This window comes from Vibrio sp. JZG10 (assembly GCF_054064075.1).
Window position 1 is genome coordinate 136,097 of record NZ_JBSUGE010000003.1, and the last position, 23,885, is coordinate 159,981.

Genomic DNA, 23,885 nt, shown 5'->3' on the forward strand with positions numbered 1-23,885 from the left:
TTTGCATCGCTATCGCCCCCCAATAACGAGAACGGTGCATTGTCGGGAATCTCTCTTTAATTCATTTATGGTTCGAGTGCTTTTGCCACCGAGCGATTCAATTTCTGGAATAACCACCCAAGCGCGATTAAAGATGCTCCTAAACCTAAGAAGCTGATTGCTCTCCAGAACCCATCCAGAGAGCTAACATCCCATAAGAATACTTTTAGTGCGACAAAAGCTAAAACCACTAGACCCACGCGCTGCATCATCAACCCTCTGTGTGTCACACCGCGCCAAGTAAGCAATCCACCCACGAGCAAACCTGCTACTGAATAACTGAACAGTTCTGCCATGCTGGTCGGTTGGTACAACATCATGGATGTGGTTTGCCAGAATTGACGGATAGACATACCTAACCAAATAGCAGCAAGTGCAAAGCCTAGGCTAGCAACCGCAAATCGATGAACCTGTAACGTATTCCAGCCTCTAAAGGTTGCGATAAGTAGAATGCAAGCTGGCAGCAACCAGCCGACGCTTAGCATATTAATGACGGGAAGTGCTTGTGCTGAGACGTTGTCAGTCACCAATGGCGACTCTGCCGTATTAAGCAAAATTATCAGCAATGCGAAGGCACACCAAAGCAGGTAGCTGTAGGCTTCATAGATGCGGCTTAAGCGTTGTGCAAATTGGCTACGGTAGCTGTACACCAAACCCATAACCAACGCTTGGTTAGCAAAAACGATGGCGCTTGTGAAATTAAGGTGTCCTAAATAGCCGTACTGCCCAGTTAACCAGTAGTTGGTTTGGGTGAATAGCGCCATTAAGAATACATGCAAAAATGCGCCTTCAAACCAGTTGGTCAGTTCGAGGTCCACTTGCTTTAGCGTTGCTCGAGCATAGAGCAGGATGATGAGAGACGGTAGGTAACTCACAATAACCCAAGCCCAATGTCCTGCTTCTACGGGTTGCCATTCAGGGATGAAGGGTAAAAGTGTGAGGCGGATGACCAGTATCCCCATCGCCACTTTAATCGCCCAACTTGCGGGGCGAAATACCCCTGATTGCGCCTGCAACGCCATTACGGCAACTTGTATCGAGATTGCTGTCGTCAACCAGGTATCGCTTAACCAAACAAAGGCGACGCCTACGATTAAAGCGTGCATGACGGCTGAACATTCCAATGCTAGCGAATGTAAGCGTTGACCAAGTACAACGTAATAAACGGTCACCAATGCGCAGAATGCAGTCCAGTGCCACAGGTAGCCTTGCATAAATTCGTCGACATAAAACAACGTAATCAAACTCATCGTAGGAGCCAGTACCAACAGAAGCACGCCACTGAGTGGCGATCGGTCACTGAGTGACTGGCAATAAGTTCGACAGCAGATCAGTGCAATACTGGTGGCCAATGCGAGTAAGATACTGGCACCATGTTCTGGCATATACAAAGCGTCAAACGCGACAGTGAGGACAACAAGTGCGGTCGCAGAGACCAATATGGAAGGCAAAAATACGCGCAATGACCAACCTGTGCGAACCGCTGGGAGCCATACTGTCGCAACGAGCAGCGCATAACAGTACACCATTTGCAGTGTGTCCAATTCTGGCATTCTGGTGACAGCCGAAAAGGTCAATAACGCAATCGCGAGAGAGGTAGCGGTCGGCGGATTTGTCCACTTATTCTGGCAGTGATGATAACGAGGATTGAGTGTCCAACCCAGTCTTGGAACGGCGAAAATAAGATAGAGCGTAATGGAGAGATAAATAGCCAGCCAAGAAAAAAGTGTCTCAAGCGGCATGCTTTCAATGAGCAACAGCATCCAAACAACATGTGGAAGCGCGATGCTTGGAGAAATCCATGCACTACGTACTTTTTGCATTAGCAATGTTGCCGCGACCGAGATCGCGCTGATATACCCAGCCAGTAAGAAGTAATTAGGCTCGCTTCCACCAATCCATAACGGTGCGGTGTATCCACCAATCAGACCAAGCACCGCCATCAACGGCCCTTGCTGTAAAGATAGAGCCAAGCTGCAAAATGCGGCAGCGGCTAAGATGATAAGCGAGACACTAGGCGTCAGCATTTGATAAACAACAAACGCAAAGATAACCGTGCAGTAAATGCCAGTTAGCCCGGTTCCGGTAACGGCGGCAGGCACATAAGTAAAGCCTTGGGCTCGTGTTGCTCGTTGAGGATTTTGTTGTTCTTTGCGGTGGAACCATTCGCCAACAAGCACCATAAGTAACGAGAGTACAAACGCAAAGGACACACGCATAAATGGCGAAAATTCAATGTGACTACCAATAACCTGTACGAGGTACCCCCCACCAATTAGCATTGCCAGCGCGCCCACCCAAACCAACCAGTTTTCTTGAATGTTGCTAAACAGACTCTGCACTCTACTTGGCAATACAGACTCTTGTTCTTGACTAAAAACGTCCAGTTGAACTTCGCTTGCCTGGTATTGAGCTTGATGTGTCGTGTTTGGATAAGATGCTCGGTCGGTAATCGGGTCATGCTCCTTAGAGGATGAGGAGTTTGCCTCTTTTGTTACCTCTTCAACGCTGGATTGTTGACGCGTTGGTTGGTTCGAGTCCTTATTTAGACTGACTCGCAGTGATGTTACCTCTTCACGAAGTTTGGTTAGCTCTTTTTCTAAAAGTGCTGCTCGGTTGGCGGCTTTCACTCCGATGAGGATGGCGAGCAACGCCATGAACAGTGCTAGTATTACGTACAATCCATTTCTCCTTGCGTACGTCGCGTGACACACGATTCTTAACTTTGAGCACGTACGCTAAAGCTTAGTCCAAGCGCTTTGCCTTAGCTTCATATAGTGCTAGGTTCCGCGCTTTCTTTAAGAATCATTCTACATAATGAAACTCAATGCGTAATGATGAATTCGACGAAGCGACATACTTGTGTGTCACTTTAAGATCTGATGAACAGAAATGAGTCGTTAAGTCATTGGGGTTCAACTATATTCATAATTCTGATGCGATACCCAAGTGACCTCAAAAATGTGCATTTCAGAGGCGTGCTGTCGAAGAGTCGAAGGTAAGCCGTTTAGTCTGCATGCCAAGTCATGCTTATTGAACCGCACGCCCGAGGTTATTTGGGTATAGCGCATTCACGCGAAAAAAGACAAAACAGGTAAATGATTAATGCAAGTGGGTAATGAAGCGCTGGTTCTATCAGCGGTTGGGGTCATTGGTTTAGGTTGTCAGTGGTTGGCATGGCGATTGCGCTTACCAGCGATTTTATTTTTGCTGCTAGCTGGGTTGATTGTCGGGCCATTTATGCAGTGGTTAAATCCAGATGAGATTTTAGGGAATTTGCTCTTTCCTTTGGTTTCATTGGCGGTTGCGGTGATTCTTTTCGAAGGCAGCTTGACCCTAAACTTTAAAGAAATTCGCGGTGTGAGTGGCTCAGTCTGGAGTATCGTTTCCATCGGGGCCATCATTTCGTGGGCAGTAACCAGTATTGCGACGCACTATTTCCTCGGTTTTACTTGGGAGCTCGCCATGTTGTTCGGCAGTTTAACCGTGGTAACAGGTCCGACGGTGATCGTGCCACTTCTTCGGACGGTAAGGCCTAACAGTACGCTTGCTAATATTTTGCGTTGGGAGGGGATCTTGATTGATCCACTCGGTGCGCTTTTTGTTGTGATGGTTTATGAGTTCATCGTATCGCACAGCGCGATAAATAGCGTCGAAGTGTTCGGGACGCTCATTGCCGTGGGCGTCATTCTTGGTGCGGCCTCCGGCGCAGCAGTCGCAACGATTATGCGCCGTGCGTGGCTACCGGAATACTTGCAGCCATTTGCGGTTTTGATGATCGTGCTCGGCGTATTTTCCGTCTCCAACCATATTGAGTCTGAAGCCGGATTACTCACGGTTACTGTAATGGGTATGTGGCTTGCCAACGCAAAGGGCATCAATATTCAACAAATTCTGCACTTTAAAGAGCACTTGACCATATTGCTGATCACCGGCCTATTTATTTTCCTTGCTGCACGCATTAGCTTGGATGATTTTGCTGCGCTGGGTAGTGGCGCGTTATTGCTGTTTGTATTTATGCAGTTGGTGTCGCGCCCGTTGTCGATTTTCCTCTCAACCATCCGCAGTAACTTGAGACTTAAAGATAAACTGTTTCTGTCTTGGGTTGCACCGCGCGGTATTGTCGCTGCCTCTATTTCTTCTCTTTTCGCGATCAAATTGACCGAATACGGTATTGATGAAGCGATTTTACTGGTTCCTATGACCTTCATGGTGATCATCGGAACGGTTGTTTTACAAAGTGCAACGGCACGTCCTGTCGCATTGATGTTGGGCGTCGCGGAGCCAGCGCCACGCGGCTTCTTGTTGATTGGTGCTAACCGAGTAGCCAGAGAAATTGGTCAAGCGTTGGCACGTTATGACCGCCGCATATTGATGACCGATTCTAACTGGGAATACATCAGTCAAGTTCGTATGTTGGGGCTGGATTACTACTACGGGAATCCGATTTCTAGTCACGCAGATGACAATTTGAACCTGATAGGGGTGGGACAAGTCGTTGCATTAACACCTGACCAGCATTTCAACATTATGGCTTGCATGCAATTTGTCGACGAGTTTGGTGAAGATAAAGTTCACTGCTTGCAAAAAGTGAAAACCAACGGCAATGGTAGCGAGAAGCACTCCGTGGCTCAGGAGTACCACGGTAAATTGCTGATGGGCGGTAACGTAAGCTATACCCAGCTGGCCAGTTTGTTGAGCCGCGGTGCAGAGATAAAACACACGAAATTGAGCGACAACTTTACGTATCAAGACTATTTAGCGCATCACAAAGGGAACTCGGTAGTGCCGTTGTTCCACGTTGAAGAAAAAGGGAAAATTCAATTCTGTGATGATCCTGAGCAGTTTGCTCCAACCACCACAAGCACCGTTGTGTCTCTGATTCTGTCAGAAAGCGCAAAGTAAATTAGAGAAGTATGCGGCCCATTTTTATCGTAGTGTCTCGCACGCTGATTACTTCAACTTGGTGAAACACTCGCCTGCTTGTTTAAAACGGAAGGCGAGTTTCTCTTCCTATAATGTCAGAGTAAGTCGTGATTCATTACTGGTTTCGGAAAAGTAATCTCGTGAATTCAGAAAATTCGCATTGACGTTACTGATAAGGATCGCAATACTGCGCGACTGTTTAACTTTAGGGTGGCATTATGGCTCCGCAAACTAACCGAAAAGATTTACATCTAGACGCTGTTTTACATCATGACATGAGCATGAAGCATAAAACGGCGGGCTTTGAGTCTGTCGAGTTTGAACACTGCGCGCTGCCAGAATGTGACTTTCAGGCGATCGACCTGTCGACAGAGTTTCTTGGCCACCGACTGGCGCTGCCGTTTTTGATTAGCTCGATGACAGGTGGAGCGAAAGACGCTGAAGTGATCAATTGTCGTTTGGCTGAAGCTGCCAGTGAATTAGGCATTGCGATGGGCGTGGGGTCGCAGCGTATTAGCTTAGAAGAGCGCCAACACGCAGGTCTAGGTAAAACCATTCGTGATTTAGCCAAAGATGTGCCGCTTTATTCCAACCTTGGAGCCGCTCAGTTGCGCGACAAAGGTAAACTTGATAATGCGCAGCGTGCGGTTGAATCCATTCAAGCGGATGCGTTGTTTGTACACGTAAACCCAATGCAGGAAGCGTTTCAGAAAAATGGCGACCATAATTGGGTTGGGGTCTTACACGCTATCGAGCAGCTTAAATCTCGCGTGAATGTTCCGATCATTATTAAAGAAGTCGGTTTTGGTATTAGTGGTCACGTTGCGCAGCGATTGGTTGACGCCGGTGTGGATGCCATTGACGTAGCGGGCGCGGGTGGCACAAGTTGGAGCGCGGTTGAAGGCTATTGCCAAGATAACCCGAAAATGCAGCGTGCAGCCGAACTTTTCCGCGATTGGGGCATCCCAACGGCAAAATGTTTGACTCAAATACGAGCACAGCATCCTACATTACCTTTGATCGCCTCAGGTGGTGTGCACAACGGACTTGAAGCGGCGAAAGCCATACATTTGGGCGCCAATCTCGTTGGGCAAGCGGGCGCAGTCTTGAAAGCGGCTACCATAAGCACTCAAGCGGTGGTCGAGCACTTTGAGCAAATGGCGTTAGAGTTACGTTTATCATGTTTTGGCACGGGGTCTTCTAAGATCAGCGCATTAACGCAAGCGCGCTGCCTATAGGTGTTTATGGTGTCATTTACGCAGCTTGGCTCAATAATTTTTCGGTGTCTTAACACGTAGACTGATAATTTCGTTATAGTTGATACAAAAGTCACTTCAACAAGTGACTGCTTAGTTCAGACCGTTGAATGGGCATTTGTTGAAGCGATTGAGTTTTATTTTAATATTGTTTGCAACTGGAACCTTAAATTTATGAAAAAACTAGTCATGCTGATGTTGGCGGCTTCTGCTTTAACCGCTTGTAGTGATGAAGTGGGCACTGAAGGCTGGTGTAACGACATGCGCGATAAGCCAAAAACAGAATGGACAGCAGACAATGCAGTAGACTTTGCGAAGCACTGTGTTCTTCAAGATGGTGTGGGCAGCGAGCAATGGTGTGAGAACTTGAAAGATAAGCCAAAAGGTGACTGGAGTGCAAACGAAGCCACCAGCTTTACTAAGCACTGCATTTTCTAAGCACTACACTTTCTCAACACGGCGTCTCTTATTAAGAGCGATGACTGTGTTAGACAAAATATTAAGAAAACACCAAGCGTCTTGCTTGGTGTTTTTGTATCGACAATAGCTTGGGCTTTCACGTTCTGAGCACACCTATCTTTCCTCTGAGTAGAGTGTTTTACATTTTCGTTTCATTTTTGAAAACCTGTATTACCTGCCTTTAATTTTTCGCATTGCAGTGGCATGGTGTCGGTGTATTCGTCTAATTCAATTAGATTCATAACAAAAAGGGACTCAAATGGAAGTACTCAAAGGCTCATGTCTGTGTGGTAAGGTGAAATTGGAAGTGGCAGATGAATTCAAGTACATGGGAAATTGCCATTGCTCGGAATGTCGAAAATTTACTGGCTCTGACTATTCATCGGCGGGCGGTATTGCTCTAGATAAGTTGCTCATTATCCAAGGAAAAGAGGATATTCAAACTTATCAGAAAAGCGAAAATACCATGTTATGTTTTTGTCGCCATTGCGGGTCGAGCCTGTATTCGAAAAAGAACAATGGGATTGTCAATATTCGCCTAGGTGTCTTGGATGATGCTCCATCCCACAAGCCAAATTTCCATATTTTTGTCGCGTCCAAAGCGCCGTGGCTTGAGATATCGGATAACCTGACTCAGTTTGAGGCCGGGCCCAAATAGAGTAGTAGCGGAAGAGATTTATTTAGTAACAGAGGGCGTTGCAATAAGTCTGCAACGCCCTCTGCACTTTTATTTTTGAAATTAGAACAGAGATGATTATTTGGCGTCTTGCAGTTCTTCTAAGCCACCTGCATTGTGCAGATTCGTGAACCCTTGTGATTGCAAATATTGATACGCTTTACCAGAGCGGTTACCACTGCGGCAGTACAATACGATCGCTTGATCTTTATCGACGTCTTGGAAATGTTTATCAAGCTCAGATAGAGGGAAATTGACCGCATTGTCTAAATGCCCCTCAGAGAACTCTTGCGGCGTGCGTACATCGACAATCATTGCGCCTTTCTCAATCAGTTGCCACCCTTGATCAGCACGCTCAGAAGCCGCCACGTTGGGAGGAAGCAAGCCAACGCACAATGTTGCAAGAAACAGAGATAAGACCTTTTTCATTGTTTGATTATCCTTTTTAAGAGTATGTAACCACTCTAGATTTGATTGAACACATTTTCCATCATAAAGAGGTTTTAAGTGGTCGTGAATGTCAAAAGTTTCGATAGAAGATTTTATTCAATTCAATAAAAAATTTTTATGAAATCCACCTCTTGAACTCCAATTTTTCGACCTTATTATTCTCATCGAAAGCGAGCGGTCGACTCGCAAATCCATCTTGATGTTTATTCTGTCTTTTATTTTTGGTTCCAAGTAGGAGGCACTTAAAAATGAAAATTCGTCCTTTAAATGACAAGCTAATTGTTGAAAGACAAGAGGTGGAAAATAAATCTGAAGGGGGAATCGTTTTAACTTCTCAGTCGGTGAAAAAATCAAACCGCGGGAAAGTCATTGCTGTTGGTTTAGGTAAACGCCTTGAAAATGGCGAACGCGCTGCGATGGAAGTCAAAGTGGGCGACCAAATCATTTTCAATGACGGTTACGGCGTGAAAACCGAGAAAATTGACGGCGCAGAATACTTGATTCTGTCCGAATCTGATGTGTTAGCAATCGTTGAGTAATTATTTTTGTAGTAGTTTTTTGAGGAGATAATTATGGCTGCAAAAGACGTATTATTTGCTAATGACGCACGTCAAAAAATGCTGAAAGGTGTGAACTTACTGGCGGATGCAGTAAAAGTGACACTAGGCCCTAAAGGCCGCAACGTTGTGCTTGATAAATCTTACGGCGCGCCAACCATTACCAAAGATGGTGTGTCTGTAGCGAAAGAAATCGAACTGAAAGACAAGTTCGAAAACATGGGCGCACAAATGGTGAAACAAGTGGCGTCCAAAGCGAATGATGAAGCGGGTGACGGTACAACGACGGCTACTGTACTGGCGCAATCTTTCATCAACGAAGGTCTTAAAGCGGTAGCTTCTGGCATGAACCCAATGGACCTAAAACGTGGTATCGACAAAGCCACTGAAGCGGCGGTTGAGAAACTACGTGAAATGTCTAAGCCATGCAGCGACAAAGAATCCATCACCCAAGTGGGTAGCATTTCTGCAAACAGCGATCGCGCGATCGGTGAAATCATTGCAGAAGCGATGGAAAAAGTGGGTCGCAATGGCGTGATTACGGTTGAAGAAGGCCAAGGTCTAGACAACGAATTGTCTGTGGTTGAAGGTATGCAATTCGACCGCGGTTACTTGTCGCCATACTTCATCACTAACCAAGAAAATGGCAGCGTAGAGCTAGACAACCCTTACATCCTATTGGTGGACAAAAAAGTCAGCAGCATCCGCGAGCTATTGCCAGTGCTAGAAGAAGTGGCGAAATCTTCTCGCTCGCTATTGATCATTGCTGAAGATATCGAAGGTGAAGCGCTAGCGACATTGGTTGTGAACAACATGCGCGGCATCGTGCGTGCGACTGCGGTGAAAGCACCTGGTTTTGGTGACAACCGTAAAGCGATGATGGAAGACATTGCGGTACTAACCGCAGGTACGGTCATCTCTGAAGAAATCGGCCTAGAACTCGAAAAAGCAACGCTAGAGCAACTAGGTAGCGCGAAGAAAGTGACCATCACCAAAGACACAACAACTATTGTGGGTGGCGCAGCAGAAGCAAGCGCGATTGCTGATCGTGTGGCTTCGATTGAAAAACAAATCGAAACAACCACTTCTCAATACGACAAAGACAAGCTTCAACAACGTGTTGCGAAGCTTTCTGGCGGCGTAGCGGTGATCAAGATCGGCGCTGCAACTGAAGTTGAGATGAAAGAGAAGAAAGACCGCGTGGACGATGCGCTACACGCTACTCGCGCAGCGGTTGAAGAAGGTATTGTTGCTGGTGGTGGTGTTGCCCTAACTAAGATCGCGAAAGAATTGGCGGATCTAAAAGGTGACAACGATGACCAAAACGTGGGTATCCGAGTTGCGCTACGTGCGATGGAAGAGCCTCTCCGTCAAATCGCAACTAACGCAGGTGACGAAGCTTCAGTCGTAGCGAATGCTGTCAAAGCGGGTGATGCCGATTACGGTTACAACGCTGCAACAGGTGAATACGGCAGCATGATCGAAATGGGTATCTTGGACCCTGCGAAAGTAACACGCTCAGCGCTTCAATTCGCAGCGTCTGTTGCTGGCTTGATGATCACCACTGAAGCGATGATCACCAACCACGTTGAAGACAAAGAACTTGATATCTAACGTTACCAATCGTTAGTGATTAAGTAAGTGTTAAAACAACAATAACATTGCAAAACCTAAGCGGGCTCGCTTGAGCCCGCGAATCAGTCATTTGAGGTAAGTGTTATGACCCGTTTACCTGCGTTTTCTTTCTCAATATCTGAGCCGAGCGGTAATGAAGCTTCGTCAACGTGGCCGACGGCTATTCACTTCCCCCTCGTTCCAGCTGGGCCAGAGTTTTCGATCGAAAATGCTCTGCCTAAACGTCCGACAGTGACGATATTCACTATCGATCTGTCTCAGTTGTTTAAAGGGGACGCACGGGTCATTCATTAACTGCATCGAAACAGCCAGCGTAAGTTGGCTGTTTTTTTTTCATTTCTGGGTGTAGGTCAAAATATTGATAATGTGAATCGTTTTCGTTTGATTGTTGCTACTTGTTCAATGTGTTAGCTTAAATTGGGACTGTTCCCAAATAAGGTAATAAAATAATGAATAAGAAAATACTGCTTCCCTTAATGTTAGGGATTTCCGCTACTGCCGCTGCTTCTGATAACAAGGTTGTAGAAAGTGTCTTGATTGATGACATCGCGCTAGAAGGTTACGTGAAAAAAAGCTATGAGGTCGTGATGCAAAGCGAGCCTGAGCTTTTCCCGTACGCGTTTCGTGGTAGCCGTGTGCAAATGAAGTTACTGGTTGAGTTATTCCATAATTCAAAGAACGACAAAAAAGCGGCTCGCGTGATCACTCTAGGGAATGGTTATGTACCAGGTAATCCGGGTGTAAAACACACTTACGATGCTGCGATTGTGGACCGTTTTACTCAAAACTACCCAGTTGCGTTCGACTACAGTATCTATCAAGCTGGTGGCACGCCGGTATTTAGTGAGGATTACTCACCGCAAAACGAAGCCAATGATGTTTCCGTATCGACAACCACGGTTGCTCCGTCTATCGGCTTAACCGCGACTGCAACACCGGGCTCAGCACCAAGTTTTTCTGGCTCGTTGACGACCGACCTGGGTGTGGCTTATACGTCTCGCTACTCAAGTAAGGATTACGTCACCGCAGCCAAACCAAAGGCTTCCATGGAACGCGGTATGGGCGTTAAGTGGACCACCTCTCTTAGCCAAATTTACACCAACGATTACCAGTACTACGGTAAATGGGCGGGTGTTTACCACTACACAGGTTGTTCAAACGAGAACCTATTACCCGAAGAGAACTTGCCGCGTTTGATCTACGGTTTCAAACCGAAATTCCAGTACGTGTTCACACCAGAATTTGAGCGCGGAGAAGAGCCAAAAACGGAGATGATCGCACGAGCTGGCATGAAAGAAGTTGAAGAAGGTTTCTCTCGCAATGCGTGTAACTGGTACGATCAAGGTACAACGAGCCACTACACTGAGGCACAAATTCGCTTCACGATTGATTGGGACACGCTAACCGTTATCACTCAATAAACGTTTCACTTATCAGACCGAAGGTTTGTGGATTGTAATGCGGCTCTAGTAGCCGCATTTTTTATGGTCGAAATCTGATCGCAAGCGCATTAAGTCTTTAAGCCCAGCATCGCGCCGAAAATGACCAATCCCGCACCACATGCTTGGGCGGATTGGCAGCAATCAACACGTTGTGAAACCTTCAACGGCAGCACTTAGCAATCATTTGCGCATTTTTATTTTTGCATACAAGCCGCGGTGGATGGCTTAGGCGCGGCGATGGGATCGTATCCTTTTGTTATGGACGATATTAAGCGCGGTAATTTGGTCGCGCCATTTGGTTTTGTGCTATCAGGTTGCAATTATGTTTTATTGAGCCAAGATAAAAAGCGTACAGAACTCGAACATAAATTCATCACGTGGTTACAAACGCAAATGGTAGAGTGTGTAACACTGCCATCGCAGCAAAATACGCAAGGCGCATAGAAGGCGCAGAGCGTGATTACGTCAGTCAGTTTGGTGGAAAAGGGCTTAGGAAATTGGAAATGGAAAACCTCAATATTGTTGAAATCAAATCATTTGTTCCAGCGAAAGATTACGCGCTCTCAAAACGTTTTTATGAGGCGATAGGCTTTGATATGGCGTCAGACTTCGGTGATGTGGCGTACTTCTCTCAAGGCAGCTGCGCGTTTCTTTTACAGAATTTTTATGAGCCAGAACACGGCAACAACTTCATGATGCACTTGCTCGTAGAAGACGCAGAAAGCTGGCATCAGCACTTATCCAAAGTAGGCCATGAGGAATTTGGCTCGCGTTTGACTGAGCTGGTCGAGCAACCTTGGGGCATGCGCGAATGTTGTTTGTTTGACCCTAGTGGCGTTTTATGGCGAATCGGTCAAAACATGAATACTGATTAACGCCAGTCCTCTTGTCAGAACATCTATATCGCGCAGGTATTAAGATCTCGATACCTGCGCGTTTTGTTTTTTGCTTAACCTTGCCAACGTTTCTCGCTCACTCACGCCTTTTTCGAGGTGGTGTGCGATGGACTGAACCCAAAAAGCTCCTCAAGCAGCATGGCTTTGAGTTCCGCCCGGACTTCTGTCCCTCCGATTAACGCCAAAAGTGCGAGTCCACCTGGGATGAGAATCACCATCAATATGGGTCTTAAAATATAAGAAAAGCAGAATATGGTCGGCAAGAAAATCAATCCTTGGCCTAGTTTGTTTAATACGTACATGAGCGATTCCTTTTGTTTTTATATGAAATTGAGCATGCTCATTTTTATAATTGAGCGCGCTCAATTTGTCAATGTCAGCCGCTCAAGGTATGATCCTTTCAGGCTCATTAAGCAGATACATCAATGACGAAGCGACAACAAACCAGAGACAAAATCCTAAAAGCCGCGTGGGCATCTTTTGCTCAGAATGGCTATGACATGACGACCACAAGGCAGATTGCGAGAGAAGCAGGAGTCGCCGATGGTACGGTGTTCAGCCACTTCCCGACCAAACTGTCGATTTTGCGCGAAGGGATGCTGACGCAACTGCAACAGATCAGCCAAGAGACGCTAGTCAGTGTGGAAGGTAAGACAGCTATCGACATTGGTTTGGCGTTGACGGAGAAATACTATCGCTACTATTTTGCGAACGTCGAGCTGAGCCGAGCCTTGTTGAAAGAGGTGATTTGGGATTTGGATTATTACCAGTCGTTTAACCAAGAGTTGTTTCAATCTGCGAGCGTAAGTTCTGTTCTTGAAGACAAAATGCCGTTGATTTTTGACTGCTACTTCATGACGCTAATCGCACATTTAAGCCGAGCAGAACCAGATGTTGAAGCCGCGCTTACAGATCTTCATGCTAAGTTTCAGCAAATCATTGCGACTACATAAAATGGCCCCAACGCAGAATTTGAAAGAATATACTGCCTGTCATTTTATTTGCTGGACTCCCATTTTCTCGTTTCAGTTGGCGTCTCACCAAATAGCCGCTTGTAGCTTTGACTGAACTGCCCGAGATGAAAAAAACCAAAGTCAAAAGCGATTTCTGCAATTGTTCGATTATCTTCAGGGCTTTGTAGCACTCTACGTACTTGATTCAGCCGCATTCGGTGTATGAATTGCTTTGGCGAAGTATTACAGCAATGTTCAAAAGTGTACTGCAGTGTTCGGCGACTGACGTGCACAGCGTCACACAGTTCACTGACGGTGATCGGAGTTCTGTAATCTAAGTCGTGTAGCTGTTGCTTTATGCGGCGCATCACATGCTGACGATGAGAGATTGATATCGGGTGGCTTGCGCTTGGTGAACTGATTGAGAACAGTTCGAGTACGATGTCTTTTAAAACCACCTGATGTGTGCTGTCAGACCATCGCGACTCAGTGGGACCGAGCAAAGTACCCAAGTAGAATTTAAGTTGTTGAATGTGCTTTTCTGTTGGTCCCGCTAAGTGCGGTGTGTTGCAGCCGATACCGTCTAACTCGAGCTGTTTTTCTATGATTTGAACCAGTTTTCTGTCGAGTACTATCCCATAGATAGAAAACTGTTCAGGCGTCATTAACTCAAAATCTGCACCGCCTTGTCTAAGCAAAAGCTGGCTTGCATTAAACTGACTGTGATTTAGGTGTAGCGGCTTATTTTCCGCACTCAAGCCCAACCAAATTCCTCCCTCTTCAACCCTGCATTGCTGTCTTAGTGAGCGGTTACTGTCTTCACGAAATACATGGAAATTGGGAAATCGTCGTTCTCGAATTTGACCTAAAAATCGGCCATCGCTGAGTTGATCGTATTCCTGTTGCCAGTTTATTAGGCTTGCAGCTTGTTGGTTTGCATCCTTTGTGTGATGGATGCACAGCATTGGTGCGGTTTGGGGTATTTGGTCACTCATCCTTGTGATGCTCATTCCTTTTTTGTGAGTCATGTTGGAGCAGTTTTTATGTAACTCATTGTTTATTAGTGTTTTATAAATGTTGCCAGTTTTTGATAACGCTACGGAACACATTTGGCAATACTTTCTTAAAGCTTATTGATAGTTCAGCAAAAAGCGAACCAAATAGTGAAGAGGAAGAGCAATGACGGCAACTTATCGTCGGCAACAAGGAAGTAAAGTCTATACCTTTAAGTCATTAGCTGACTTGATGGCGAAAGCGACACCGGAGCGATCAGGCGATGCGTTAGCTGGGGTTTGTGCTCAGTCAGCGGCAGAACGTGTAGTCGCACAAATGGCGCTGTCTGAGTTACCACTTAAAACGTTTCTTAACGAGGCGGTTATTCCATACGAAAGCGACGATATCACTCGCCTAATTATCGATACGCATGACCTTGAAGCCTTTAAACCGATTGAGCACTTGACGGTCGGAGATTTTCGAAATTGGCTGCTGAGTGAAGAAGCCGATGGTGAAACGTTGGCTAAAATTCGTCAAGGTTTAACACCAGAAATGGTGGCCGCAGTCAGTAAGATTATGCGCAACCAGGATTTGATTCTCGTTGCTAAAAAATGCCAAGTTGTCACGGCTTTTCGGAATACGATTGGTTTGCCGAGTCGCCTGTCTACTCGCTTACAGCCGAATCACCCCACTGATTCTCTCAACGGTATCGCAGCGACCATTTTTGATGGTCTTATGTACGGAAATGGCGATGCGGTTATCGGTATCAATCCGGCAACAGATAATGTGCCTCAAGCTATTAAGTTAATGAACTTAATGGATGAGGTGATTCAACACTATCAAATACCGACTCAGTCTTGTGTGTTAACTCATGTCACGAACACGATCGAAGCCATTGAAATGGGTGCACCAGTCGATCTCGTTTTTCAGTCGATAGGCGGCACGCAAGGGACGAATGATACCTTCGGAATCGACTTGTCGATTTTGAAAGAGGCCCATGAAGCCGCGTTGTCTTTGAATCGAGGTAGTGTAGGAAACAATGTGATGTATTTTGAAACCGGACAAGGTACAGCGTTGTCTGCGAATGCATTTCATGGGGTCGATCAACAGACTTGCGAAGCTCGTGCTTATGCTGTCGCGAAACAGTTCGATCCTTTGTTGGTTAATACAGTTGTTGGGTTTATTGGCCCAGAGTACCTGTTTGATGGCAAACAGATCATTCGTGCTGGGCTTGAAGATCATTTTTGTGGGAAGCTGCTTGGTTTACCCATGGGTTGCGACATCTGTTACACCAATCATGCCTATGCCGATCAGAATGACATGGATAATTTGCTGACACTGTTAGGCGTGGCCGAGTGCTCTTTCATCATGGGTATTCCAGGGTCTGATGACATCATGCTCAACTATCAAACTACCTCATTTCACGATGCCCTTTACGCAAGAAAAGTACTCGGTCTGAAGCCAGCTCCAGAGTTTGAACAATGGTTAATGGAGATGCAGATTTTCGAGAGCGTGCAAGACGTTCGGTTAAGTGAGCAAATCTCTCGCTCGTTTTCGGGAGCAATTAATCAACTGAATAAGGGGTATTCTCATGGGTAAAGTGATCACCATTTCTCAGTCCACACAAGACGAGTCTGAAGTTGTCACACACAACCCTTGGGGCAAGTTACGCGACTTCACCTCTGCTCGGATCGCTCTGGGTCGCAGCGGAAACAGTGTACCAACCAACGAGTTACTCTCATTTCAGCTGGATCATGCCCAAGCTATGGATGCAGTGCATTGCAGTTTGAATGTTGACTCTCTCGTTGCTGGTTTATCGGACTCTTACTCGATTCTTGAAAATACCTTAGAGCCTCCAGTGGTAGTGAGCAGCCAAGTGAGTGATCGGCTTATGTACTTGCAAAGGCCCGATTTAGGACGGCAGCTCGATGAATCTTCTTGGAAAACGCTCAACTCGATAGCAAATGAGCATAACACTGACATTGATCTTGCGATTGTTATTGCTGATGGACTTTCTTCCGTCGCAATTCAAAACCATGCCGTGCCTGTTGTTACACGATTGATTTCTCTTTTAAGCGCTGATGATGAACATCAATGGAAATTCGCACCTATCACAATCGTAAAGCAAGGAAGAGTAGCGGTAGGGGATGATGTTGGTGAATGTTTTAACGCCAAGGCCGTGCTGGTTTTAATTGGAGAGAGACCCGGTCTAACTTCTCCGGATAGCATGGGTATGTATCTCACTTGGGGGGCTAAACGAGGCTCTAAAGATTCCCAAAGAAACTGCATTTCCAATGTGCGCCCTCAGGGGCTCAATTATGACGATGCCTGTGAACGCGCATTTTACTTGCTCAAGGAGGCTCGAAAATTACAACTGTCAGGAGTGAACCTGAAAGATCGCTCCGACATCAATGAGCCAAGTGGCGCAAGCATTGAAGATAAACACAGCGACAACTTTTTAATTTCATCAAAGTAGAAGGATTTACTATGTCTAAACATCAGGAGTACTTGGCCAAAAGGCAGCTACAAAGAGGCACCGCAGGTTGGGTTTTACTTGCTGGCTTAGGTGTCTCGTATGTTATATCTGGTGACTTCGCCGGTTGGAACTTTGGCATCGCTCAAGCAGGATGGGGAGGCTTTCTTATTGCTGCTATCGTGATGGCAGTAATGTATTTCACGCTAGTATTGTCTTTAGCTGAAATGTCTGCGGCGATTCCTGCTGCGGGTGGTGGTTACAGCTTCGCAAGACAGGCGATGGGGCCGACAGGCGGCTTTTTCACTGGCTTATCAGTTTTGATTGAATATGCGCTCGCGCCTGCTGCGATAGTAATTTTTATTGGCTCTGCAGTAAATGAATTGGTTGGTATCGATGGCCCTGTTGTTTACGCACTTTTCTACGCCGTCTTTATCGCTATTCATATGGCAGGTGTTGGCGAAGCTCTCAAAGTAATGATGGTCATCAGCGGTTTGGCTGTGCTAGCTATTCTCATTACTGCTGGTGTGCTTATTGGTCACTTTGATGTGAACAACTTATTCGATATTGCTCCGGCGACGGCTCAGGCAACAGAAATCTTGCCGTTTGGGTGGTATGGCGTATGGGCTGCGTTGCCATTTGCGATGTGGTTATTTCTTGCGGTTGAAGGTGTGCCTTTAGCAGCAGAGGAGGCAAAAAACCCGGCGAAAGATGTTCCAAAAGGCATCATTGGTGCGATGCTGTTTTTATTGCTAACCGCAACTCTGGTGGTCGTTCTTTTGGCTGGTGCGGTTGGTTCAAAGGTCATAGGCGATAGCGCTGTGCCATTAGTTGACGCGCTGAAGCTTACAGGCAATTCAACGGTAGCAATGGCCGTGAACCTACTTGGATTGGCAGGCCTTATCGCGTCTTTCTTTTCTATCATTTATGGTTACAGTCGCTTGGTGTTTGCGCTTTCCCGCGCGGGTTATTTACCGCAAACTTTGTCACTAACCAGTGACAAAAAAGTGCCTTCTCGTGCGCTTTTTGTTCCGGGCGTTTTTGGGTTCTTGGTTTCCCTTACGGGAGAGGGGGACTTAATCTTGGCGATGGCAGTTGTCGGTGCGACGGTATCGTACGCATTAATGTCCTTGAGCCATATTTTATTGCGAATTAAACAGCCGGAGTTAGCTCGCCCATATAAAACGCCTGGCGGGGTAATCACTTCGAGTATTTCTCTGGTGCTTTCTTTGATCGCAATGACAGGTGTTTATGCTTTTGATCCCTCAGCCTTTTTCATGACAATGGGATTGTTTCTTATCGGTGGTGTTTATTATGGGTTGTACAGCCGCAACAAATTGGTGGCAGCAACCGCCGAGGAAGAGTTTGCCATGCTTTCTGTTGCAGAATTAGAGCTTGAATCAGATGTAGCACGATAGCCATTTCAATTCTTGTTCGCCACTACATCAAGGGAGCCATAGGCTCCCTTTGTCATTTCTATCAAAAGTGCATAGCGCACAAATGCATCACTTTAACTTTATAAGTGGTTAATCATGTGAAAGTCTAGTCTGGATAACTATGGAGCATAGCCACCACTGGTATAGATTAAGTTTTCAAGGAAGGATCATGAAAAACAACGCATTTAATACACTTTTTGGAACAGAGTTACCGATTATTCAAGCACCAATGGCCGGCGTGCAAGACAGCCAAATGACCATAGCTGTCAGTAATGTTGGCGGGCTTGGCTCGTTACCTTGTGGAATGCTGAACAAAGACGCCATCGTAAAAGAACTTCAACTTATCAAACAGGCAACCAACCGACCGTTCAACCTCAACTTCTTTTGCCATGAAATGCCGGAATATGACGCCAACAAGCACGAAGAGTGGCAAAAAACGCTGCAACCGTATTTTGCTGAAGTTGGTGCAACCGTGCAGGAGCAGCCAAACGCTCCGACAAGAATGCCTTTCAATCATGATATTGCTGACGCGATTGAACCATTTGCACCGCCAGTGATCAGTTTCCACTTTGGTTTGCCAACCGATGACTTATTAGCGCGAATTCGAGGCTGGGGAGGGAAGATCCTTTCGACAGCAACCACGGTGGATGAAGCACTTTGGCTGGAAGCAAAAGGCGTTGACGGTATTATCGCCCAAGGCTTGGAGGCTGGTGGACACCGAGGCATGTTTTTATCGGATGATTTAACTACTCAATTAAGTCTGATGGCGTTATTACCACAAATCTCCAAACGGGTGAATTTGCCTGTTATTGCTGCAGGCGGAATCGCTGATAAAAGCGGTGTGGAAGCCGCGTTGAGATTAGGAGCGAGTGCCGTTCAAGTTGGCAGCGCCTATTTGTTGTGTGATGAGGCGAAAACATCGTCTTTACATCGATATGCCATTGCTAGTGAACGCGCGCAACATACCGCTGTGACCAATGTTTTCTCGGGCCGACCAGCGAGAGGTATTGTGAATCGCGCGATGTCGGAGCTAGGTTACATCTGTGAGTCTGCGCCGAAATTCCCATACGCATCCATTGAAATGACTCAGTTAAGAGCGCTTATGGAGAAGCAAAACCGAGATGAATTTACGCCGTTGTGGTGCGGGCAAAATTCGTCGGGTTGCAAAGAAGTCTCAGCGGCAGAAATGACACTGTCATTAGTGGAAGGGATTGATTTGAATTGACTTATTCGATAATAAATAGAGCCCTTTGGGGGAAAGGGCTCTTAGGGGGAGGAGCTTAAGGTTTAAGCTTTCACAAGAGTCGCTGCGTTACGCATCGCTTCTTTCGTTGAACACTCAACAACGTTTGCTTTTGCAAAGCGGTGAGCGTCTTTTACTTGGATATCGTGAGCTAGAATAACCAGCTTCGCGTTTGCTACATCTAGGTCAGTGATGCGGTTCTGGATACCGTTTTGACCTTGAGTTTCTACTTTGATCTTCAGACCCGCTGCTGCACCTGCTTTCTCTAGTGCTTTCGCTGCCATGAATGTGTGTGCTACGCCAGATGGGCAACATGTTACTGCTACGATGTCGTACTCGCCTTCGCCTGCTGCTGGAGCCGCTTGAGCTTGTGCAGGTGCTGCTTCTACGATTTCGTCTTCTGCTTCTTCTTCAGCAACTGGTTTCCAGAAGCCAACGATAACTGCTGTTGTTAGTGAGCCTAGTGCGATACCCACAACGTACATTGGGATGTTGCTTGATACAGGAGCTGTGATTAGACCGCCCCATGGAGCGTGTAGCAGTACGTCTGTTAGGAAGCCGAACACACAGCCAACGATACCACCAGCAACGATTGAAGGAAGAACGCGTACAGGGTCGTTTGCTGCGAATGGGATAGCACCTTCAGAGATACCGATAGAACCCATGATTGCTGCTGCTTTACCTGCTTCTTGTTCTTGCTTAGTGAACTTCTTCTTGAATAGGAATGTTGCTAGCGCCATACCTAGAGGAGGCGTACAGATTGCGATACCAACACCACCCATTAGCCATGGTTGAGTATCAACTTGAGTTTGAGCGAATAGCGTTGCTACTTTGTTGATTGGACCGCCCATATCGAATGCAGTCATACCACCAAGAATCGTACCTAGAACCACTTTAGAAGCGCCAGCCATAGAAGCTAGGAATTCGTTCATAGAAGCCATGAAGATCTTGATTGGCTCACCGATACCCCATAGAACGATACCTGCAGAGATAAGCGTACCAACAAGTGGGTAGATGAAGTAAGCGCCCAACGCAGTCATGTTAGCAGAAAGAGGGATCTTCTTAAGTTGTAGAACTACACCACCAGCGATAAAACCAGCGACGATACAACCTAGGAAGCCGCCGCCCATGTCAGCCATGATGCCAGAAGAGATCATCGCTGGCGCTAGTGCTGGTTTGTCTGCAATTGAGTAACCGATGAAGCCACCAAGAATAATTGGGAACAACACCAGACCTTTAATACCGATATTAGAAATATCAGCCAATAACCCGTCTGCAGGAACCGCACCTTTACCGGATGCCATTACCGCCAGAGCCAGTAGTACACCACCCGCAACGATAAATGGAAGCATGTGAGAAGTACCGAATAAAAGGTGACCTTTCATGGTACTTAGGATTTTTTTGAAATCGCTATTATTACTAGCTTGAGCTGTGATTGTACTCATAATTTCACGCCTTATGAATTAATTAAAATATTTAGTATTTGGTTTTCGTCTTTTGCGTTATGAATATCTTCAATAAACTCTTCGCTAAATTTTCCGAATAATTCTTGAAGAACATAAATATGGTGGTCGGTACCGTTATCAGGTGAAGCAATCATGAAGAATACGGTTGGTTTGACTCCCTCTTCGTCGCCATACTCGATGCCTTCGTGCTTTACGCCAACGGCGATTGCAGGCTCTGTAACCGCTTTGCTTTTTGCGTGTGGGTAGGCGATGCCGTCCATTGAAGTCACGCTTAATGCTTCACGTGCTTCGATGTCGGTTAAAAAATCCTCTTTGCTACTAATTCGATTATTTTCGAATAGCATCTGTGCTAGCTCTTCAAAGACTTCTTTTTTATTATTTGCTTGAAGGTTGCCGTTAATTAAATTGACGTTTGTTAGTTCTGTAATCATTTTATGACTCATTGGTACTGAAGTAATGAGTCAAATTTAATTAATGAAGTGGTTTTCGGAAATAGTAAAAAAAAACCAATAACTATACTTTTGTATCACTCAATCTTAAGTGTGATAGCCGTCATTAATAATGCGGAATATTATAAAATTTATTATGTGATTTATATTCCAGTTATTTTGAAACAAATAACTAGACATGAAAATGAACTGGAGGAGGATCAATAGCCCTGGTTAGGATGCAAAAAGAGGCGTTGCGCCTCTTAGTTTGAGATAATAGAAACAGCGATAAAAGCTGGCCATTAATTTTTATATTTATGCAGCAAATCTAACGGGATATGGCAGTAGTCGTTTGGAAATCGCGTGAGTCGGTCTTGGTGCTCATCATCACTTGGCACGTAGTTTGTGAGCGGCAGTACTTCTACGGCGATTTTATCGGCATCCGGTCTTGCTGCGATAAACGCTTTAGCAATCGTTAGGTGTTGCTCGTTTTGGCTATAAACACCTGTACGGTACTTTTCACCTACGTCTTCACCTTGCTTGTTAACGCTGTACGGGTCGATGATCTCAAACAGATACCCCATTAAAGTTTCAACCGAAACTTGTTCGGGGTCGAATTGGGTTTTCACGCATTCTGCGTAACCATCGTATTCGGATTGAGTGTTATCCGTCGTGCCATTTGCTCGTCCTGCTTCGGTGCCAATTACGCCCGGAAGGTGGCGCATAAATTCTTGCACGCCCCAAAGGCAGCCGCCTGCGAAGTAAATCTCTTCCATCATTTTATCCTGTAAAACTTTGCGCCATTATGGACATCACTTTCGCTCAAACACAACTCCAACCATAGATTTAATGACTCATCGATGAGCAGTTCGGACATAAAACAGGAACAACTCGGTGGTGATTTGCTCTCTTTTTTGTGCTGCTTTTCCTCGTTAGATTGAGCGCAGTTAAGAGCTAAGGGGAATCCTAATGAAAATTGAACATATCGCGATTTGGACAGAACGTTTGGAAGAGTTAAAAGCCTTCTATGAGAAATATTTTAACGCGGTGTCTAACGATAAATACCACAATCCAACTAAGCAGTTTTCATCTTACTTTCTTTCGTTTGAAAGTGGAGCACGATTGGAGTTAATGTCGATGGAAGGTGTGACCGCTTGTGAAAAATCTCATGCGATGCAGGTAACAGGATTAGCACACTTTGCCTTCGCTTTAGGATCAGAGCAGGCAGTGGTTCAATTAACCAAAACCTTAGTAGATGATGGCTACCAATGGATCGACGGTCCGAGACAAACGGGTGATGGTTACTACGAAAGCTGCGTGTTAGATCCGGACGGCAACCGTCTTGAGCTTACGGTGTAACGCGACTTAGCTTATTTCTATCGTTCACAGGCTGCTTTCATATGAAAGTGTTCGGGCGTATACTGCAAGCTCATCAAAAAGGAGCGAGCCTGTGAACTCAAGACAAAATGAAATCCTGCAATTAGTTAATGACCGCAAACGCGTTCAAGTGACGGAGCTTTCTGACATTATCGGCGTGTCGGGCGTGACCATCAGGCAGGATTTGAATTTTCTGGAGCAACAGGGCTATCTAAAGCGCGTACACGGCGCAGCTACCGCATTGCAAAGTGATGATATTGATACCCGATTAGAAGTCCGTTTCGATATTAAACAATCACTTGCAAATAAAGCGGCGGACTTGGTATCACCAAACGAAACCGTATTGATAGAGGGCGGCAGTGCTAATGCGCTCTTGGCTCGCACTTTAGCTGAACGCGGCGATGTGACCATCATTACCCCATCGGCGTACATCGCCCATCTCATCCGTAACACCTCAGCTAACATCATCTTGCTTGGTGGTGTGTATCAGCATCAAGGCGAGAGCTTAGTTGGACCATTAACCAAGTTGTGTATTGAGAACATTCACTTCAGCACGGCTTTCTTGGGTATCGACGGATTTCACCAAGACACTGGTTTTACTAGCCGAGACATGATGCGTGCCGATATCGCAGAGGCCATTCTGGCAAAGAATAGACGTAACATCGTACTGACGGACTCCAGTAAATTTGGACAGATTTATCCATCTTCAATTGGCAATACCAACGAAATATCGGTGTTGTTAACCGACAAAGCCGCTCCGAAAAGCGACCTTGAGAAAATCAAAAAGCTAGGTGTGGAAGTGGTGTTGGGGTAAGTACTAATGGCTCTCCGACCATACTGCGAATTCATTTCCACTTGGTTCGGTGAAGTGGAATCGGCAGCCGCCGGGAAATTCGAAAATAGGGCGGATAATTTTTCCACCATGCTGCTCAACTTTTATCTGCGTGGCTTGAATATCTGAGCTATAAAACACTAAAAGTGCGCCACCATTTGCGGTTTGGTTTACAAACTCAGATTTGAAGAATCCGCCATCTAACCCTTGTCCTGAAAATGCAGAGTATTCAGGACTATAATCGATAAAGGTCCAGTCAAAGGTACGCTCAAAAAATTGTTTTGTAGCGTTAATATTGGTGGAACCAAATTCAACGTAATTCAATTTTTCATGTTGATGCATGGTGAA

At 45.9% G+C, this 23,885-nt stretch carries 24 protein-coding genes and 1 pseudogene; 17 read left to right on the forward strand and 8 right to left on the reverse strand.

The features are described 5' to 3' along the window. Nucleotides 1–65: 65 nt before the first annotated feature. A complete protein-coding gene (locus ACWYVB_RS05430; RefSeq protein WP_457528480.1) occupies nucleotides 66–2,696 on the reverse strand; it encodes a DUF2339 domain-containing protein in 2,631 nt (876 codons plus the stop codon). Nucleotides 2,697–3,144: 448 nt separating this feature from the next. Between ACWYVB_RS05430 and ACWYVB_RS05435 the strand changes: the two genes are divergently transcribed. From ACWYVB_RS05435 to ACWYVB_RS05450, 4 genes are all read left to right on the forward strand, one after another. Next, a complete protein-coding gene (locus ACWYVB_RS05435; RefSeq protein ID WP_104970251.1) occupies nucleotides 3,145–4,944 on the forward strand; it encodes a cation:proton antiporter in 1,800 nt (599 codons plus the stop codon). 239 nt (nucleotides 4,945–5,183) lie between these two features. Next, entirely contained in the window at nucleotides 5,184–6,203 is a 1,020-nt protein-coding gene (fni, locus tag ACWYVB_RS05440; protein WP_203342712.1) for a type 2 isopentenyl-diphosphate Delta-isomerase, read from the forward strand. Between the two features lie 192 nt (nucleotides 6,204–6,395). Continuing rightward, nucleotides 6,396–6,659 carry a DUF3012 domain-containing protein gene (locus ACWYVB_RS05445; RefSeq protein ID WP_005395285.1) on the forward strand — a complete coding sequence of 88 codons (264 nt, stop codon included), beginning with the start codon at nucleotides 6,396–6,398 and terminating at the stop codon, nucleotides 6,657–6,659. A gap of 280 nt (nucleotides 6,660–6,939) precedes the next feature. Continuing rightward, complete coding sequence (locus ACWYVB_RS05450) at nucleotides 6,940–7,338, forward strand: GFA family protein (RefSeq protein ID WP_005395284.1); 399 nt, start codon at nucleotides 6,940–6,942, stop codon at nucleotides 7,336–7,338. 96 nt (nucleotides 7,339–7,434) lie between these two features. Here the strand turns inward: ACWYVB_RS05450 and ACWYVB_RS05455 are convergent, their stop codons facing one another. Next, the gene (locus ACWYVB_RS05455) at nucleotides 7,435–7,785 is read right to left on the reverse strand and encodes a rhodanese-like domain-containing protein (RefSeq protein WP_457528278.1); all 351 of its coding nucleotides are present in this window, start codon (nucleotides 7,783–7,785) and stop codon (nucleotides 7,435–7,437) included. 269 nt (nucleotides 7,786–8,054) lie between these two features. Between ACWYVB_RS05455 and ACWYVB_RS05460 the strand changes: the two genes are divergently transcribed. The 6 genes and pseudogenes from ACWYVB_RS05460 to ACWYVB_RS05485 all read left to right on the forward strand — a co-directional run bounded on the left by ACWYVB_RS05460 (nucleotide 8,055) and on the right by ACWYVB_RS05485 (nucleotide 12,315). After that, nucleotides 8,055–8,345 carry a co-chaperone GroES gene (locus ACWYVB_RS05460; protein WP_005373989.1) on the forward strand — a complete coding sequence of 97 codons (291 nt, stop codon included), beginning with the start codon at nucleotides 8,055–8,057 and terminating at the stop codon, nucleotides 8,343–8,345. Between the two features lie 33 nt (nucleotides 8,346–8,378). After that, on the forward strand, nucleotides 8,379–9,977 hold the full coding sequence (gene groL, locus ACWYVB_RS05465; protein WP_005395280.1) for a chaperonin GroEL: 1,599 nt from the start codon (nucleotides 8,379–8,381) through the stop codon (nucleotides 9,975–9,977). 105 nt (nucleotides 9,978–10,082) lie between these two features. After that, entirely contained in the window at nucleotides 10,083–10,292 is a 210-nt protein-coding gene (locus ACWYVB_RS05470; protein ID WP_005395278.1) for a hypothetical protein, read from the forward strand. A gap of 155 nt (nucleotides 10,293–10,447) precedes the next feature. Beyond that, a complete protein-coding gene (locus tag ACWYVB_RS05475; RefSeq protein ID WP_006741319.1) occupies nucleotides 10,448–11,419 on the forward strand; it encodes a leukocidin family pore-forming toxin in 972 nt (323 codons plus the stop codon). 135 nt (nucleotides 11,420–11,554) lie between these two features. Then, nucleotides 11,555–11,884: pseudogene (locus ACWYVB_RS05480) on the forward strand (LysR family transcriptional regulator); the annotation flags it as partial. Nucleotides 11,885–11,943: 59 nt separating this feature from the next. Beyond that, nucleotides 11,944–12,315, forward strand: a complete 372-nt coding sequence (locus tag ACWYVB_RS05485; protein ID WP_005395273.1) for a VOC family protein — start codon at nucleotides 11,944–11,946, stop codon at nucleotides 12,313–12,315. 101 nt (nucleotides 12,316–12,416) lie between these two features. On the opposite strand, the gene ACWYVB_RS05490 is transcribed toward ACWYVB_RS05485, so the two are convergent. Then, complete coding sequence (locus ACWYVB_RS05490) at nucleotides 12,417–12,638, reverse strand: hypothetical protein (RefSeq protein ID WP_185090669.1); 222 nt, start codon at nucleotides 12,636–12,638, stop codon at nucleotides 12,417–12,419. A gap of 123 nt (nucleotides 12,639–12,761) precedes the next feature. On the opposite strand from ACWYVB_RS05490, the gene ACWYVB_RS05495 reads away from it, so the two are divergent. Beyond that, nucleotides 12,762–13,289, forward strand: coding sequence for a TetR/AcrR family transcriptional regulator (locus ACWYVB_RS05495; protein ID WP_006741323.1), 528 nt, complete (start codon nucleotides 12,762–12,764; stop codon nucleotides 13,287–13,289). 44 nt (nucleotides 13,290–13,333) lie between these two features. Here the strand turns inward: ACWYVB_RS05495 and ACWYVB_RS05500 are convergent, their stop codons facing one another. Continuing rightward, on the reverse strand, nucleotides 13,334–14,284 hold the full coding sequence (locus ACWYVB_RS05500; RefSeq protein WP_053809418.1) for a helix-turn-helix domain-containing protein: 951 nt from the start codon (nucleotides 14,282–14,284) through the stop codon (nucleotides 13,334–13,336). A gap of 184 nt (nucleotides 14,285–14,468) precedes the next feature. On the opposite strand from ACWYVB_RS05500, the gene ACWYVB_RS05505 reads away from it, so the two are divergent. From ACWYVB_RS05505 to ACWYVB_RS05520, 4 genes are all read left to right on the forward strand, one after another. Continuing rightward, entirely contained in the window at nucleotides 14,469–15,881 is a 1,413-nt protein-coding gene (locus ACWYVB_RS05505; RefSeq protein ID WP_005388715.1) for an ethanolamine ammonia-lyase subunit EutB, read from the forward strand. Beyond that, the gene (gene eutC / locus ACWYVB_RS05510; protein ID WP_104973405.1) at nucleotides 15,874–16,758 is read left to right on the forward strand and encodes an ethanolamine ammonia-lyase subunit EutC; all 885 of its coding nucleotides are present in this window, start codon (nucleotides 15,874–15,876) and stop codon (nucleotides 16,756–16,758) included. The genes ACWYVB_RS05505 and eutC overlap by 8 nt, the downstream gene beginning before the upstream one ends. Before the next feature lie 11 nt (nucleotides 16,759–16,769). Beyond that, nucleotides 16,770–18,173, forward strand: a complete 1,404-nt coding sequence (gene eat, locus ACWYVB_RS05515; RefSeq protein WP_457528285.1) for an ethanolamine permease — start codon at nucleotides 16,770–16,772, stop codon at nucleotides 18,171–18,173. Between the two features lie 187 nt (nucleotides 18,174–18,360). Continuing rightward, on the forward strand, nucleotides 18,361–19,416 hold the full coding sequence (locus ACWYVB_RS05520; RefSeq protein ID WP_457528287.1) for an NAD(P)H-dependent flavin oxidoreductase: 1,056 nt from the start codon (nucleotides 18,361–18,363) through the stop codon (nucleotides 19,414–19,416). A gap of 62 nt (nucleotides 19,417–19,478) precedes the next feature. Here ACWYVB_RS05520 and ACWYVB_RS05525 read toward each other — a convergent pair whose 3' ends face one another. From ACWYVB_RS05525 to ACWYVB_RS05535, 3 genes are all read right to left on the reverse strand, one after another. After that, nucleotides 19,479–20,879, reverse strand: coding sequence for a fructose-specific PTS transporter subunit EIIC (locus ACWYVB_RS05525; RefSeq protein ID WP_048624728.1), 1,401 nt, complete (start codon nucleotides 20,877–20,879; stop codon nucleotides 19,479–19,481). 11 nt (nucleotides 20,880–20,890) lie between these two features. After that, entirely contained in the window at nucleotides 20,891–21,331 is a 441-nt protein-coding gene (locus ACWYVB_RS05530) for a PTS sugar transporter subunit IIA (RefSeq protein ID WP_457528289.1), read from the reverse strand. 299 nt (nucleotides 21,332–21,630) lie between these two features. Continuing rightward, entirely contained in the window at nucleotides 21,631–22,104 is a 474-nt protein-coding gene (locus tag ACWYVB_RS05535) for a peptide-methionine (S)-S-oxide reductase (RefSeq protein WP_257082176.1), read from the reverse strand. A gap of 193 nt (nucleotides 22,105–22,297) precedes the next feature. On the opposite strand from ACWYVB_RS05535, the gene ACWYVB_RS05540 reads away from it, so the two are divergent. Together ACWYVB_RS05540 and ACWYVB_RS05545 are read left to right on the forward strand one after the other, a co-directional pair. Next, entirely contained in the window at nucleotides 22,298–22,687 is a 390-nt protein-coding gene (locus tag ACWYVB_RS05540) for a VOC family protein (protein ID WP_457528291.1), read from the forward strand. A 91-nt stretch (nucleotides 22,688–22,778) separates the two neighbouring features. Then, entirely contained in the window at nucleotides 22,779–23,519 is a 741-nt protein-coding gene (locus ACWYVB_RS05545; RefSeq protein ID WP_457528293.1) for a DeoR family transcriptional regulator, read from the forward strand. Between the two features lie 3 nt (nucleotides 23,520–23,522). Here ACWYVB_RS05545 and ACWYVB_RS05550 read toward each other — a convergent pair whose 3' ends face one another. Then, on the reverse strand, nucleotides 23,523–23,879 hold the full coding sequence (locus ACWYVB_RS05550; protein WP_457528295.1) for a VOC family protein: 357 nt from the start codon (nucleotides 23,877–23,879) through the stop codon (nucleotides 23,523–23,525). Nucleotides 23,880–23,885 lie beyond the last annotated feature (6 nt).